We start from the raw sequence: 13558 nt of genomic DNA on the forward strand, positions 1-13558 counted from the left end.
TGATCAGCGCCATCCTGGTCTATCTGATTTATTTCAACCTGCTCAATGTGCTGCAAGGCTGGATCAGCGAAGGCCGGGTGGGATTTACCAGCGGCTTTCTGCTGGTGCACGGCAGCGCGGTATTGTTCCTGTTGCTGCTGCTGATGCGGGGCAATGGCTGGCTGCACCGCCTGTGGCCAGGCCGCGCACGGTCCGGAGCACACGCCTGATGCGCACCATACGCCGCTTTATGCTGCTGCATGTGCTCAGCGCCGTGGGTCTGGTGACGCTGGCCTTTCTTGCGCTGCTGTTTTTCATTGACATGCTCAACGACCTGAGCAATCTGGGCAAGCCGGGTTTCAGCCTGAGCGGCACCCTGCTGCATGTTGCGCTGAGCATGCCCGGCCGCGCCTATGAAGTCTTGCCCATCGCCACGCTGGTGGGCGGCGTGTTTGCGCTGGCCTCCTTGGCCGCGAGCAGCGAGTTCACCATTCTGCGAATTTCGGGACTGAGCCCGCGCGCGGCGCTGGGCTTGCTGCTGCAACTGGCCGCCGCACTGGTCGTCACCTTGTTCCTGCTCGGTGAGTGGCTTGCGCCGGCAGCCGGGCAACTGTCGGCGCGGTTGCAGGCCGGGGGAGGGTCAGGCATCGGCACCCAATTGGCTTCGGGCGTTTGGCTACGCAACGATTCAGACCGAAGCGGCAATCAGACCGTCAACATCAAAACCATCAACACCCGAGGCGATCTCACCGACATCCACATCTACGTGCTCAATGCCCAGGCGCAGATTGCTGCGGAACTGCATGCGCCCAGTGGCCAGTACGAAGGCGGTGGCACCTGGATGCTGCACAAAGTCACCCGCACCGAACTTCCGCAACAGACCGGCGCCGCCTTGAAGGTAACCCAGTTGCCGAGCTATCGCTGGCAGACCTCGCTCTCGCCCAGTGTGCTCGGGGTGCTGTTGCTGTCGCCTGACAAGATGTCGGCCATCGATCTGTGGCGCTACATCCAACATCTGCGCGCCAATCATCAGGCGGCCGAACGCTATGAGATCCAGCTGTGGAAAAAGCTGTTCTATCCCTTCAGCGCCGTGGTGATGTTGCTGCTGGCCCTGCCCTTCGCTTACCTGCATACGCGCTCGAAGGGCGTCAGCGGCAAAGTGCTCGCGGGCATCGTGCTGGGAATCGCGTTCATCCTGCTCAACACCTTGTTTTCCAGTCTGGGGATTTTGGGAACGTGGCCACCGGCCATCACCGCGGCCATGCCCATGCTGTTGTTTGGCGGACTGGGGTTGATCGTGTTTGCCTGGCAGGTGCGGTTCCGCTGAACCGGCGGACGAAGATTGCAATGAACCTGCACCAATTCCGTTTTCTGCAAGAGGCTGTGCGCCGCAAGCTCAACCTCACCGAGGCGGCGCGGGCGCTGCATACCTCGCAGCCCGGCGTGTCCAAGGCCATCATCGAGTTGGAGAGCGAGCTGGGGGTGGAAATTTTCAGCCGCCACGGCAAGCGCATCCGCAAACTCACCGAGCCGGGCGTCGAGGTGCTGCGCAGTGTGGACATCATTCTGCGCGAAGTCGCCAACCTCAAGCGCATCGGGCAAGACTACGCCGCGCGCGATGCGGGCCAGCTCACCGTGGCCGCCACGCACACCCAGGCCCGCTACAAGCTGCCCTGGGTGATTGCCGAGTTCCGCCGACGCATGCCCGCCGTGCAGGTGCAACTGCTGCAGGGCACGCCCGATCAGGTGGCGCAGGCCGTGCGCGAAGAACGCGCCGATCTGGGGCTGGCCAGCGAGTCGCTGCAAGATTCTCCCGACCTGCTCACCCTGCCCTGCTACAGCTGGCAGCATCTGGCCGTCGTGCCGCACGGACACCCCTTGTGCGATCGCGCCGAGCTCACCCTGGCCGAACTGGCCACCTTTGCGCTGGTGACCTACGAGCCCGCCTTTGCCGGACGCCGCCAGATCGATGCCGCCTTCGCCCATGCCCACCTGCAGCCGCAGATCGTGCTCGAAGCGCTCGATTCTGACGTGCTCAAAACCTATGTCGAACTGGGGCTGGGTGTGGGGCTGATTGCCGAAATGGCCATTTCCCCCGAGCGCGATACCGCGCTGCGCGCCCTTCCCGCCGGCCATCTGTTCGGTCAGCTGCTCACGCGCGTGGCGTTCAAGCGCGGTGTGCTGCAACGCAGTTTCGTCCCGCTGTTCGCCGAGCTGATCTCGCCCCGCCTGCCGCGCAAACTGGTGGAACAAACCCTGCGTGGCGAGCTGGACGGGCAAGACGTGTTTTCCATCTGAGAGGGTGTCCCTCATGTCGCCCCAATCTCACCAAACGCCCCACATTGTCTCGCGCCTGCCGCAAGTCGGCACCACCATCTTCACCGTCATGTCGGCACTGGCGCAGGAGCACGGCGCCATCAACCTCGGCCAGGGCTTTCCGGATTTTTCCTGCGACCCGCGCCTCATCGACAGTGTGGATCGGGCCATGCGCCGCGGCGCCAACCAATATCCGCCCATGGTCGGGGTTCCCGCCTTGCGGCGGGCAGTGGCCGACAAGATCGCCGCGCTGCACGGCGCGCGCTATGACGCCGACGCAGAAATCACCATCACTGCCGGGGCGACGCAGGCCATTTTCACGGCCCTGCTCGCCGTGGTGCATCCCGGCGATGAAGTCATCGTGCTCACGCCCAGCTACGACAGCTACCTGCCCAACATCGCCCTATGCGGCGGCGTGGCCCGCACCGTTCCCTTGCAAGCCGACTTCCGCCCGGATTTCGCCGCCATTGCCGCGGCCCTTACCCCGCGCACCCGTGCCTTGCTCGTCAACAGCCCGCACAATCCCAGCGGCACGGTCTGGAGCGAAGCCGACATGCGGCAGCTCGAAGCGCTTCTCGCGCCCACCGACATCGTGCTGATTGCCGATGAGGTGTACGAGCACATGGTGTTCGACGGCGCGCAGCACCAGAGCGCCGCGCGGTTTTCCGGCCTGGCCGCGCGCGCCTTCGTGGTGTCGAGTTTCGGCAAGACCTTTCACGTCACCGGCTGGAAGATCGGCAGCGTCGCCGCCCCGGCGGCGCTCAGCGCCGAGTTCCGCAAGGTGCATCAGTTCAACGTGTTCACCGTCAACACGCCCATGCAGCATGGCTTGGCCGACTATCTGGCCGACCCGGCGCCCTACCGCGATCTGCCCGACTTCTATCAGGCCAAGCGCGACCGCTTCCGCGCCGGGCTGGCGGCGAGCCGGTTTGAACTGCTGCCCTGCAGCGGCAGCTACTTTCAGTGCGTGCGCTATGACGCCATCAGCGACCTGCCGGACGACGCCTTCTGCCGCTGGCTCACCGCCGAGATCGGCGTGGCCGCCATTCCGCTGTCTGCCTTCGAGCCCGACGGACGGCAGCGCGGCGTGGTTCGTTTCTGTTTCGCCAAACAAGACGCCACGCTGGACACCGCTCTCAAACGGCTTGCTGCGCTTTAACCCGGATTTCCCATTAGGCGGGGCTTTGCCCCTACACGGGCGCTGGCGCGCCGGTTTGGGGCGTCTTCGCCCCCGCGCTTCGCGCCCATAGCGATGGCTATGAGCTTGTCGCGCAGAGTCAAATCCATCCCCAACTCGCCGCGCCATCCTCCCGTGTCCTAATGGAAAATCCGGGTTTAGGCCATTTGTCGCGCCACGCCTGCACCGCCTGCGCCAGCAGTTCGGACAGGGAGTTTGCTCGAACATCCAGCCCCAGCACACCGAGCGCCTGCTGCACGCTCTGCGCCCCGGCCACGAAGGCTGCCGCGCCCTGATGCTTGGAGAGCTTTTCTCCCTGCGCATCCCGCACCAGCGGGGCGTGCAAATAGCGCGGCGTCGGCAGACCGAGCAGACGCTGCAGGGCGATCTGCCGGGCGGTCGAGGCGGCCAGGTCTTCCCCGCGCACCACATCGGTCACGCCTTGCGCCGCATCGTCCACCACCACGGCGAGCTGATAGGCCCAGGCGCCGTCGGCGCGTTTGAGCACAAAGTCGCCCACCTCCAGGCTGAGCACCTGAGACTGCGCGCCCAGGCGGCGGTCGCGCCAGTGCAGGGGCTGCGCCGCATCGTCAGGCAGACGCACACGCCACGATCGCGGGCTGCGGCCGTGCAAACCCCTGCGGCAAGTTCCGGGATAGACCGCCTCTTGCCCGCGCGCCGGCAGGTGGCCCTGCGCGCCAAGTAGCGCCAGAATGTCCGCACGGGAACAGCTGCAGGGGTAAGCCCAGCCGGAGGTGGCGAGTTTGTCCAACGCCTGCTGATAAAGCGCCACACGCTGCGATTGCCAAACGGGCGGCCGATCGGGCTGCAGGCCGCAATCCGCGAGTTGCTGCAGGATGCACTCGGCGGCGCCGGACTGGTTGCGGGTGAAGTCCACATCTTCCACGCGCACCAGCCAGAGCCCGCCATGCGCGCGCGCGTCCAGCCAGGAGGCCAGTGCTGCGACCAGAGAGCCCGCATGCAGCGGCCCGGTGGGTGACGGCGCAAACCGGCCGACGTAGGTCTTTATCTGTAGGGATGTCGTCATGCCAGCTGACACTGGCGACCCGGGCTCAATGCCCTTCGCTCAATGCCCTTCGATCAGGGCGTTGATGTCCTGTGCCAGATCTTTGGCCGAGACGCCCTCGCGCTCGAACAGCCGGATCTTGCCCTTGGGGTCGAACACATAAAACCCGGCGGTGTGATCCATGGTGTAGCTGCCCGGCGTCTTGCCGGGCACCTTTTTGTAATACACCTTGAAGTTCTTCGCCGTCAGCGCGATCTGCTCGGGCGTGCCGGAGAGCGCCAGGAAAGTCGGGTTGAAATGGGTGACGTAGGCCTTGAGGATTTCCGGCGTGTCGCGCTCGGGGTCAACCGTGACGAACAGAAACTGCACATCGCGGGCCTTCTCGCCCAGATCGTCCATAGCCTGCGCCACCACCTGCATCGACGCCGGGCAGATGTCTGGGCATTGGGTATAGCCGAAGTACATGACCACCACCTTGCCGGCAAAGTCAGCCAGGGTGCGCGTCTTGCCATTGAAGTCGGTCAGCGAAAAACCGTCGGCATAGGGCACCCCGGTGATGTCCACGCCATGAAACACATAGGGCTTGCTGCAGGCCGCCAGCACCAAAGGTGCAAGGGGCGCAAAGGCGGCAGACAGAACAAGCGAGCGGCGTGCGGCAGAAAAGCGTGGGGGCATCAGACGAGAGTTCAGACGAAATGGAAGTGCAGGTAATGGTCCACCAGCAAGGCGGCGAAGAGCAGCGAAAGGTACAGGATGGAATAGCGGAAGGTCTTGCGCGAGAGCAAATCGCTGTACTCGCGTTTGAGCGCCCAGGCGTAGGCGATGAAAATGCCGTCGAGCACCACCGCGCTGGCCAAATAGATCAGGCCGCTCATGCCCAGCACATAGGGCAGCAGCGTCACCGCGCTGAGCAGCAGGGTGTAAAGCAGGATTTGCGTGCGGGTGAACTCGGAACCATGCGTGACCGGCAGCATGGGCAAACCGGACTTTTTGTAATCTTCCACTCGGTAAAGCGCCAGCGCCCAGAAATGCGGCGGCGTCCACAGAAAAATGATGAGGAAGAGCAGCATGGCCTCGACCGACACGTGGCCGCTCACAGCCGCCCAGCCCAGTACCGGCGGCATGGCGCCCGAGGCGCCGCCAATGACGATGTTCTGCGGCGTGGCCGGTTTGAGAAAAATGGTGTAAACCACGGCATAGCCGACGAAGGTGCCGAAGGTCAGCCACATGGTCAGCGGGTTGACCTGGGTGTAGAGCAGCCACATGCCAGCCGCGCACAGCACCCCAGAAAACGTGATGATGACCGGCGCGCTCAGTTCGCCATTAGCCGAGGGCCGCCAGGCGGTGCGGCGCATCACCGCATCGATCTTCTGCTCGACCAGGCAGTTGAACGCGGCCGCGGCGCTGGCCACCAGCCAGATGCCCAGCGTGCCGAACAACACCGGTTGCCAAGCCGGCAAGGTGGGCTCGGCGAGAAACATGCCGATGACCGCGCAGAACACGATGAGCTGCACCACACGCGGCTTGGTCAGCGCGTAAAGCTGCGACGCAACTCGCAGGGGGCTGGGAGTGTTGTTGAGAACTTGATGATTCATGAGAGTCTCCTGAAGCGGGCCTCAGAGGGTGTGAATGAATCCGGCGTGGCCGAGCAGCGCGTCCAAACGCCCCCGGTCAAGGCGCAAAGCACAGCCGTGCCCGTCGGCACGGCGCGCACCTGAGACACCGAGCGCAACGCCGAGCGGGGGTGTTTGGACGCGAGGAGCGGTCATGGCGGATTTGTTCACACCCTCTCAGTGTTTCGGCAAGGGATGGGGCGGCTTGATTTTGACGAAGGCCGAGCCCAGCGATTCCGAAGGCGCCTGTTGGCGGACGGTAGCGCTGACGCGGTAAATCCCCATCACAAGCAGCAGCATCAGAATGGCCGAGCCGCCATTGTGTGCCACTGCGACGATCAGGGGATGCCCCTCGGTGACCAGCACGATGCCGAAAACGACTTGCAGCACCACGGCAATTGCAATCCACATCGCCAGACGACGCAATGCTGAAAAACGCCAGAGCGCCGCCACGGCCGCGAACACCGCTGCGGTGGCGACGATGGCGAACAGGCGATGCCCCCACTGAATGGCCACCAGCGCGGCCTCGGTGATCGGTTGTCCGTCACCGGTCAGGCCCAGATGGCGCCAGAGCGTGAAGCCCTGTGCCCAGTTGGCATTGGGATCGAAGCTTCCATTGCAGGTGGGGAAGCCGCTGCAGGCCAGCGCGGCATAGTTGGTACTCGTCCAGCCGCCAAGGAAAATCTGAATGCCGACCGCGATCATCGCGATCCAGAGCAGGGCGCGCGTGAGCGTTCCAGCGTTCACGCTCACCAGATCGGCCCGGTTTCGCATCCAGAACCAGGCCAGTAGCGCCAGCAAGATGACGCCCCCCATGAGATGCAAGGTGACGATCAGGGGAATCAACTGCATGGTCACCGTCCACTTGCCGAACAGGCCCTGCAAGATCACCCAGAAAAAGAGCACGATCGGCAAACCAAGTTTGATGTCTTCTCCGTGCTTTCTCGCCCAGATGGCCCGCGCCAGCAGCACCATGATCAACGTGCCGATGATGCTGCCGGCGTAGCGATGAATCATTTCCACCCAGGCTTTGAAGGGGCTCACATAGCCCTGGGTGCCGCCCTGCTCTTCAACCGCCTGCGCGATCTGCTCATGCGCCTGCAGCGGCGTGAACTTGGCATAACAGCCGGGCCAGTCGGGACAGCCCAGGCCAGAGTCGGTCAGACGTACATACGAGCCAAACATCACCAGATCGAGGGTGAGGAACACCAGCACCGCGGTGAGCTTGGACCAGCGCATCTTCAGCCCGACCCAGAACACCCCAACCAGCACCAGCACCCACACCAGCGCCTGCACCCAGTGCAGAGAAAACTGCCAGATGGCATTGCTTGCGACACTCATTGCACGGGCTCCACATGCTTGAACTTGATCCCGGCGTTGTTGTAGAGCAGCTTGGCGAGCACACGCCGCATCCGGGTGGGGTCAGGGTTGGCCGGAAACTGCATCATCAGGTGGCCGAACGGATCGACCAGCCAAGTCGGCCCCTGCAAGCCGCCGTCTTTGTGAGGCAGCCAGCTGGCCAGCTGTTGCGCGTTGCCCCGCAGGATCAACGTCCCTTCTGCCGGCTCAAGCACGCCCGGGTTGATCGGCGCATCGTCCGTCACCAGCCAGACCCGCACGATCTGGTCGCGGTTATCTCCCTGAGCAATACGGATCTGCCGCATGTAAAACAACGATTGCTGGCACTCCTTGTTGCAGGCGCCCGGCGCTGCCATCACCATTAGCCAGTAACCCTCGAGCCGTTTCAGGCTGTAGGGTTGGCCGTCCAGCGTTTTGAGGCCCAAATCCAAGGGAATCGGACGCTGCGGCTCAACCAGACTGCCGTAAGGCGGCTTGCCCGCGGGATGGACGACGTAGAACAGAAAAAACGCGGCCACGATAGGCGCTGCCGACATGGCAAGCAGCAGCCACAGCGTAAACAGCGACCGCGGTTTGCGCACAGGCGGCTGGGCGGAAGGGGGCAGGCTGGAGGTCAAGGGGGAGCTCACGGTCAGGGCATCAATTCAAAGACGTCAAAACAATCAATCAGGCATTCAGGGCTGGGCGTGCGGTCATAGCAGGCGCGGTGCGGTCGGATCTTCTGCGTCACGCTTTGACTTCGTCTTACGCAGACGCTGATAAACAAAATACAGCAGCAGCACCGCACCGGTGGCACTCATACCGAACCACTGCGCGGCATAGCCATAGTTGGTGCCGACCCCGGTTTTCGCTGCGGGCCACTGCCTGCCAAGGCCATCGTGCAGATCGCCCGATTGTCTCAGCACGAAGGGCAGAAGCTTGATGTGATGAAAGTCCGCGTACTTCTGCAGATTGACGTTCTGGCGTATGACCTGACCCGGCGGCTCGGCGAAAAACGAAAACCATTCTGACGGCGGCGGGGCAATAAGTCCATCGATCACTGTCAATCCTTGAGGCGTTTCATAGGGCTTGATCAAGTCCATCGCCTGAAAATTCCGCGGCACCCAACCGCGCAGCACCATCAAATAAGTGTCGCTGCCCGCGAGCTTCAAGGGCGTCAGCACCCAGAAGCCCGTCTGTTCTTCCTGCTGGCGGTTCTGCAGGTAGATTGTCCACTGCTCGGCAAACACGCCACGCGCTGCGGCCCGCCGCCAGGCATCGTGGCTGAGCCGAACTTCGGCCTGACCGATCTGCAGGGGATGCGCCCTTTCGCGCTGATCCATCTGCAGATTCAGCGCCTCTTTTTCGTGCGCGCGGCCCAGTTGCCAGAATCCGAGCGACATCGTCACTCCGATCACCAGCAGCCCCAAAATGATGATCAGCAACTCTTTGGGGCCAAAGGCCTTCTCAGACATCAGCAACCCGGAATCTGAGGTAATCTGTTTAGACATCTGCACAAGCCCGCACCATGAAAATCCTGATCCCCATCGCCTTCCTGCTCATCATTGGCAGCCTGTTTTCCGGGCTGTTCTTTGTGATGAAGGATAAGGGCAAAAGCAATCGCGCTGTGTACGCACTGACTTTCCGGGTCGGATTCTCGGTCTTGCTGTTTTTGATTCTGATCATCAGCTACAAGATGGGCTGGATACACCCACATGATGTCGGGCAATAACCCGAACAAAAATGCGCCGCTACAAGCGGCGCATTTTTTGCTGGGTTGATCTCAGAGCCAGTAAACCAACACGTACAGCAGCAACCAAACCACGTCAACGAAGTGCCAATACCAGGCGGCGCCTTCGAAGGCGAAGTGGTGATCTGCAGTGAAATTGCCCCTGATCAAACGAACCAGAACCACGGACAACATGGTCGCACCGAGGAGCACGTGGAAACCGTGGAACCCGGTCAGCATGAAAAAAGTCGAACCGTAGATGCCAGAAGTCAGTTTCACACCTTCGACGGTGTAAGCGTGGTGATATTCATAGCCCTGCATGAATAGGAACAACACGCCGAGGGCAATGGTCAGCGACATCCAGAAAATAGCCTTGCCTCGATGCGCCGCCCGCAGCGCATGGTGCGCAATGGTGAGCGTGACGCCGGAACTCAGCAGCAGCGCCGTGTTGATGGTCGGAATCGGCCAGGGGCCCAGCGCCTCATGCAAGGACGGAATCAAACCGCCCGGGCCAGTGGAAGGCCAGGTGCCCGTGAAATTCGGCCACAGAATCTTGCTGTGCAGGGCCGAGAGATCCGGCAGAGAAAATTCGCGCGAGTAATACAGCGCGCCAAAGAACGAAGCGAAGAACATCACCTCGGAGAAGATGAACCAAGCCATGCTCCAGCGGAAGGAGGTATCGACGCGCTGGCTGTGTTTGCCCGCCTCGCTCTCACCGATCGCCTGACCGAACCAGTGGTACACGATATACACCAGCCACAGGAATCCGGCCAGCAGCAGCCACTCCATGTGCTGGACGCCGTTGAACCAGAGCCCGGCGCCAAACGCCATCGCCAGCAAACCCGCCGCCGTCAGCAGGGGGTATGCGGAAGGCCCAGGCAGAAAATAGCCATGGGGCTGGGTTGAAGATGCCATATTGCCTCCTGTTATGTGCGCGCCGCGCTTGAAATCACTAAATTGACAATCAATATCAAGCCGACCACAAAAATCAAAGCAGCGAGCAATCCTGCCGCAATGATGTGTTCGGGTTTTACATTCTGAAAATCTTTACTTCGCTCACTCGATTTGCGTATTCCGGCAAAAGACCAGAGCACGGCAACCAATGCGCGCAGGAAAGAGGGCTGAGAAGGTGAGCTCAACGCATATTTCCTTGATGAAAAGAGAGCGACAGCCCTTGTATTGATGGCCTGTCGCTCTCATTCGTCAAAATCCGAGAACCTGTGCCTTGATCAGATAACCGAAGTAAATCGCCAAGGCAATACTGACCATGATCATCGCCGTTTTGAAATTCTGACGGCGCTTTTCCGGGGGAAGTTGGCGATTACTCATATCTGATCTCAGTTATAGCCCAGCACACGGGTGGCATCGGCATTCAGCTTGGGCGGGGTTTCAAAGGTGTGGAACGGAGCCGGGGACGGAATTTCCCATTCCAGACCTTCCGCGCCTTCCCAGGGACGCTGAGGGGCTTTCTCGCCCTTGCCGCGCAACACGGGAATCACCACCGCGAACAGGAAGTAAGCCTGCGACAGACCGAACAGCCAGGCGCCGATGGTGGAGATCTGGTTGAAGTCGGTGAACTGCACCGGATAGGCCACATAGCGACGCGGCATGCCGGCCAAACCCAGGAAGTGTTGCGGGAAGAAGGCGATGTTGAACGAAATCATCGAGGTCCAGAAGTGGATCTTGCCTGCGGTCTCGTTGTACATCACGCCAGACCACTTGGGCGACCAGTAGTAGAAGCCCATGAAGATGCCGAACAGCGAACCTGCGACCAGCACGTAATGGAAGTGCGCGATCACGAAGTAGGTGTTGTGCAGCTGCGTATCGATAGGCACCATGGCCAGCATCAGGCCGGTAAAGCCGCCCAGGGTGAACACGAAGATGAAGCCCACGGCAAACAGCATGGGGGTTTCAAACGTCATGGAACCGCGCCACATGGTGGCCACCCAGTTGAACACCTTCACGCCCGTGGGCACGGCAATCAGCATGGTGGCGTACATGAAGAACAGCTGGCCGGTGGTGGGCATGCCCGCGGTGAACATGTGGTGCGCCCAGACCAGGAAGGACAGGATGGCGATGGAGGCCGAGGCGTACACCATCGAGCTGTAGCCGAACAGGCGCTTGCGGGCGAAGGCCGGGATGACCGAGCTGACAATACCGAAGACCGGCAGAATCATCACGTACACCTCGGGGTGGCCGAAGAACCAGAAAAGATGCTGGTAAAGCACCGGATCACCGCCGCCGGCGGCACTGAAGAAACTGGTGCCGAAGTGGCGGTCAGTCAGGGTCATGGTGACGGCGCCAGCCAGTACCGGCATGATGGCCAGCAGCAGGTAGGCGGTAATCAGCCAGGTCCAGACGAACAGCGGCATTTTCATCAGCGTCATGCCGGGAGCGCGCAGATTGAGGATGGTCACGATGATGTTGATCGAGCCCATGATCGACGAAGCGCCCATGAGGTGGATGGCGAAAATCACCAAATCCATGCCCATGCCTTGCTGCAGGGTGAGCGGGGCATAGAGCGTCCAGCCCACACCCGGCGCGCCGCCTGGGACGAAGAACGAAGCCGTCAGCAGAATGCCTGCGGGAATCAGCAGCCAGAAGCTGAGGTTGTTCAGCCGCGGAAAGGCCATGTCGGGCGCGCCGATCTGCAGCGGAATCATCCAGTTGGCAAAGCCCACCAGCGCGGGCATGACCGAACCGAAGATCATCATGATGCCGTGCATGGTGCCGAAGGCGTTGAACAACTCGGGGTTCAGCAGCCAGACATACGGCTTCCACAGCTCGGTGCGGATACCCAGGGCCAGAATGCCGCCCTCGAACAGCATCCACAAGGCAAACAGCAGATACATCGTGCCGATGTCCTTGTGGTTGGTGGACATCAGCCAGCGGCGCCAGCCGTGCGGATGCTCGTGGGCATGGTCACCGGCGTGAGCCGATGGCGGTGCGTGATCGATGACTGCGCTCATGGTGCTTTCCTTTCCTGCCATTCCAGAAAATGTTGATACTTCGTTCTAAGCTCGACTACTTTTTATGGTTTGTCTCTCACCAGACCTGCTCAGGTCTTGCTGGGCGCCGCGCCGTCGGCCGGAGGGGTGCTGTCGGGATGCGCTTTTTTCCACTGCGCGACCCATTGCTCGTACTCGGGCAGGGTCACCACCTTGATCACGATGGGCATGAAGGCGTGGTACTTGCCGCAGATCTGGGCGCACTGACCGTAGTAGGTGCCGGTCTTTTCGGCGGTGAACCAGGTCGAGCGGACGAAGCCGGGAATCGCATCCATCTGCACACCCAGCGAATTGACGTAGAAACCGTGCAGCACGTCATCCGACGTGGTGACAATCTTGATCTTCTTGTCCACCGGCACGACCAGTTCGTGATCGACGGCCAGCACGAAGTTGCTGGGCAGATCCTTGCCTTCGTAGATTTCCGAATAAGGCGTGGTCAGCGTGGACCAGAAGGAAATACCCTTGCCCGGACCGGCCATGTAGTCGTAACCCCACTTCCACTGCGCGCCCGTCGCCTTGACGGTCATGAAAGAGTCGCTGTGGTTTTCCTGCGCGATCACGGTACGGGTCGCCGGAATCAGGATGGCAATCACGATCAGAATGGGGATGATCGTCCAGGCAATCTCGACCTTGGTGCTTTCATGGAAGTGGGCCGACACGGCGCCCTTGGATTTGCGGTGCTTGTAAACCGAATAGAACATCGCCCCGAACACCACGATACCGATCCCCAGGCAGACCCAGAGCATCATGTCCATCAGGAATTTTTCCTGCTTGGCGATGGGTGAGACCGGGTTCTGGAAATACAGCCCCAGCACCTGCGGCCCACCTGGCAGACTTTCCACTGCGGCATGGGCCGCGCCCATGACGCCCAGCAGCGATGCTGCGGTGGCCAGACGGATTTGATGTATTGCTTTCATGTCGCCCCACTCTAAGAATTGGTCTCGTCCCTAAAACACCTCAAAGGGCCCGCAACGCGGCCCTCAAATCTTTTGCCAGCACAGCGCGCCGCTCGGGGCGCGAGTACCGGCCGATGTAAACCGTGCGACCCGCCGAAGACACTTCGATCAGCCCGCTCTCCGGCAGCGACACCCGCACCCACTGCGGATTGAAGCTGACCGACTGCACCACACCCGCGTTTTCCCACTCGACCTGCAACTGCTGCGCCGAAAGGCGCACGCGTTCGCGGTCCGTGGCATGACGCCCATACACCACCAGCGCCAGCGCCACCGACCCCAGCTCGATGCCGGTGAACGGCAGCACCAGCGACCCGCCCACATCCCACGCGATGGACGCCACGATCAGCGACACCACGCACAGCGAGGCGTAAAACACGATCAGTTGGCGCGGCGCCATGGAACAGTTGCGGCGGAA

Annotated in this window: 16 protein-coding genes and 1 pseudogene; 5 read left to right on the top strand and 12 right to left on the bottom strand. The window is 61.6% G+C overall.

Annotated features, from left to right (window positions below):
- From AC2VLV_RS04565 to AC2VLV_RS04580, 4 genes and pseudogenes are all read left to right on the top strand, one after another.
- Positions 1–209 (top strand): annotated as a pseudogene (locus AC2VLV_RS04565) (LPS export ABC transporter permease LptF); the annotation flags it as partial.
- Positions 209–1306 carry an LPS export ABC transporter permease LptG gene (gene lptG, locus AC2VLV_RS04570; protein WP_486988849.1) on the top strand — a complete coding sequence of 366 codons (1098 nt, stop codon included), beginning with the start codon at positions 209–211 and terminating at the stop codon, positions 1304–1306. The pseudogene AC2VLV_RS04565 and the gene lptG, both read left to right, overlap by 1 nt.
- Positions 1307–1326: 20 nt before the next feature.
- Positions 1327–2277 (top strand): CysB family HTH-type transcriptional regulator, encoded by a 951-nt coding sequence (locus AC2VLV_RS04575; RefSeq protein ID WP_486988850.1) that lies wholly within the window; start codon positions 1327–1329, stop codon positions 2275–2277.
- Between the two features lie 13 nt (positions 2278–2290).
- Complete coding sequence (locus AC2VLV_RS04580) at positions 2291–3454, top strand: pyridoxal phosphate-dependent aminotransferase (protein WP_486988851.1); 1164 nt, start codon at positions 2291–2293, stop codon at positions 3452–3454.
- 118 nt (positions 3455–3572) lie between these two features.
- Here the strand turns inward: AC2VLV_RS04580 and gluQRS are convergent, their stop codons facing one another.
- From gluQRS to AC2VLV_RS04610, 6 genes are all read right to left on the bottom strand, one after another.
- On the bottom strand, positions 3573–4520 hold the full coding sequence (gene gluQRS / locus AC2VLV_RS04585; protein ID WP_486988852.1) for a tRNA glutamyl-Q(34) synthetase GluQRS: 948 nt from the start codon (positions 4518–4520) through the stop codon (positions 3573–3575).
- A 39-nt stretch (positions 4521–4559) separates the two neighbouring features.
- Positions 4560–5174 carry an SCO family protein gene (locus AC2VLV_RS04590; RefSeq protein ID WP_486988853.1) on the bottom strand — a complete coding sequence of 205 codons (615 nt, stop codon included), beginning with the start codon at positions 5172–5174 and terminating at the stop codon, positions 4560–4562.
- An 11-nt stretch (positions 5175–5185) separates the two neighbouring features.
- Complete coding sequence (gene cyoE, locus AC2VLV_RS04595) at positions 5186–6094, bottom strand: heme o synthase (protein ID WP_288093467.1); 909 nt, start codon at positions 6092–6094, stop codon at positions 5186–5188.
- A 195-nt stretch (positions 6095–6289) separates the two neighbouring features.
- Positions 6290–7453 carry a COX15/CtaA family protein gene (locus tag AC2VLV_RS04600; protein ID WP_486988854.1) on the bottom strand — a complete coding sequence of 388 codons (1164 nt, stop codon included), beginning with the start codon at positions 7451–7453 and terminating at the stop codon, positions 6290–6292.
- Positions 7450–8100: an SCO family protein gene (locus AC2VLV_RS04605; protein WP_486988855.1), complete on the bottom strand. Its 651-nt coding sequence runs from the start codon at positions 8098–8100 to the stop codon at positions 7450–7452. Before AC2VLV_RS04605 ends, AC2VLV_RS04600 begins: the two co-directional genes overlap by 4 nt.
- 63 nt (positions 8101–8163) lie before the next feature.
- On the bottom strand, positions 8164–8925 hold the full coding sequence (locus AC2VLV_RS04610) for an SURF1 family protein (RefSeq protein ID WP_486988856.1): 762 nt from the start codon (positions 8923–8925) through the stop codon (positions 8164–8166).
- A gap of 53 nt (positions 8926–8978) precedes the next feature.
- Between AC2VLV_RS04610 and AC2VLV_RS04615 the strand changes: the two genes are divergently transcribed.
- Positions 8979–9182: a twin transmembrane helix small protein gene (locus tag AC2VLV_RS04615; protein WP_013106870.1), complete on the top strand. Its 204-nt coding sequence runs from the start codon at positions 8979–8981 to the stop codon at positions 9180–9182.
- Positions 9183–9233: 51 nt separating this feature from the next.
- On the opposite strand, the gene AC2VLV_RS04620 is transcribed toward AC2VLV_RS04615, so the two are convergent.
- The 6 genes from AC2VLV_RS04620 to AC2VLV_RS04645 all read right to left on the bottom strand — a co-directional run.
- Positions 9234–10094 (bottom strand): cytochrome c oxidase subunit 3, encoded by an 861-nt coding sequence (locus AC2VLV_RS04620; RefSeq protein WP_486988857.1) that lies wholly within the window; start codon positions 10092–10094, stop codon positions 9234–9236.
- 11 nt (positions 10095–10105) lie between these two features.
- Positions 10106–10318, bottom strand: coding sequence for a DUF2970 domain-containing protein (locus AC2VLV_RS04625; protein WP_486988858.1), 213 nt, complete (start codon positions 10316–10318; stop codon positions 10106–10108).
- Positions 10319–10382: 64 nt separating this feature from the next.
- Positions 10383–10508: a hypothetical protein gene (locus tag AC2VLV_RS04630; RefSeq protein WP_013124088.1), complete on the bottom strand. Its 126-nt coding sequence runs from the start codon at positions 10506–10508 to the stop codon at positions 10383–10385.
- Positions 10509–10516: 8 nt separating this feature from the next.
- Positions 10517–12148, bottom strand: coding sequence for a cytochrome c oxidase subunit I (gene ctaD, locus AC2VLV_RS04635; RefSeq protein WP_486988859.1), 1632 nt, complete (start codon positions 12146–12148; stop codon positions 10517–10519).
- 89 nt (positions 12149–12237) lie between these two features.
- The gene (gene coxB, locus AC2VLV_RS04640) at positions 12238–13104 is read right to left on the bottom strand and encodes a cytochrome c oxidase subunit II (protein WP_486988860.1); all 867 of its coding nucleotides are present in this window, start codon (positions 13102–13104) and stop codon (positions 12238–12240) included.
- Positions 13105–13144: 40 nt separating this feature from the next.
- Positions 13145–13558: DUF2244 domain-containing protein (locus AC2VLV_RS04645; protein WP_486988861.1), on the bottom strand; the 414-nt coding region annotated here is incomplete at its 5' end.

The organism is Thiomonas sp. TH-17 (assembly GCF_057473305.1).

What these genes read in the sequence shown, in the direction of transcription:
- gluQRS (WP_486988852.1), bottom strand. Translation starts at nt 4,520, where the DNA reads ATGACGACATCCCTACAGATAAAGACCTACGTCGGCCGGTTTGCGCCG.
- AC2VLV_RS04620 (WP_486988857.1), bottom strand. Translation starts at nt 10,094, where the DNA reads ATGGCATCTTCAACCCAGCCCCATGGCTATTTTCTGCCTGGGCCTTCC.
- lptG (WP_486988849.1), top strand. Translation starts at nt 209, where the DNA reads ATGCGCACCATACGCCGCTTTATGCTGCTGCATGTGCTCAGCGCCGTG.
- AC2VLV_RS04575 (WP_486988850.1), top strand. Translation starts at nt 1,327, where the DNA reads ATGAACCTGCACCAATTCCGTTTTCTGCAAGAGGCTGTGCGCCGCAAG.
- AC2VLV_RS04610 (WP_486988856.1), bottom strand. Translation starts at nt 8,925, where the DNA reads ATGTCTGAGAAGGCCTTTGGCCCCAAAGAGTTGCTGATCATCATTTTG.
- AC2VLV_RS04600 (WP_486988854.1), bottom strand. Translation starts at nt 7,453, where the DNA reads ATGAGTGTCGCAAGCAATGCCATCTGGCAGTTTTCTCTGCACTGGGTG.
- AC2VLV_RS04630 (WP_013124088.1), bottom strand. Translation starts at nt 10,508, where the DNA reads ATGAGTAATCGCCAACTTCCCCCGGAAAAGCGCCGTCAGAATTTCAAA.
- AC2VLV_RS04580 (WP_486988851.1), top strand. Translation starts at nt 2,291, where the DNA reads ATGTCGCCCCAATCTCACCAAACGCCCCACATTGTCTCGCGCCTGCCG.
- AC2VLV_RS04615 (WP_013106870.1), top strand. Translation starts at nt 8,979, where the DNA reads ATGAAAATCCTGATCCCCATCGCCTTCCTGCTCATCATTGGCAGCCTG.
- cyoE (WP_288093467.1), bottom strand. Translation starts at nt 6,094, where the DNA reads ATGAATCATCAAGTTCTCAACAACACTCCCAGCCCCCTGCGAGTTGCG.
- AC2VLV_RS04590 (WP_486988853.1), bottom strand. Translation starts at nt 5,174, where the DNA reads ATGCCCCCACGCTTTTCTGCCGCACGCCGCTCGCTTGTTCTGTCTGCC.
- coxB (WP_486988860.1), bottom strand. Translation starts at nt 13,104, where the DNA reads ATGAAAGCAATACATCAAATCCGTCTGGCCACCGCAGCATCGCTGCTG.
- ctaD (WP_486988859.1), bottom strand. Translation starts at nt 12,148, where the DNA reads ATGAGCGCAGTCATCGATCACGCACCGCCATCGGCTCACGCCGGTGAC.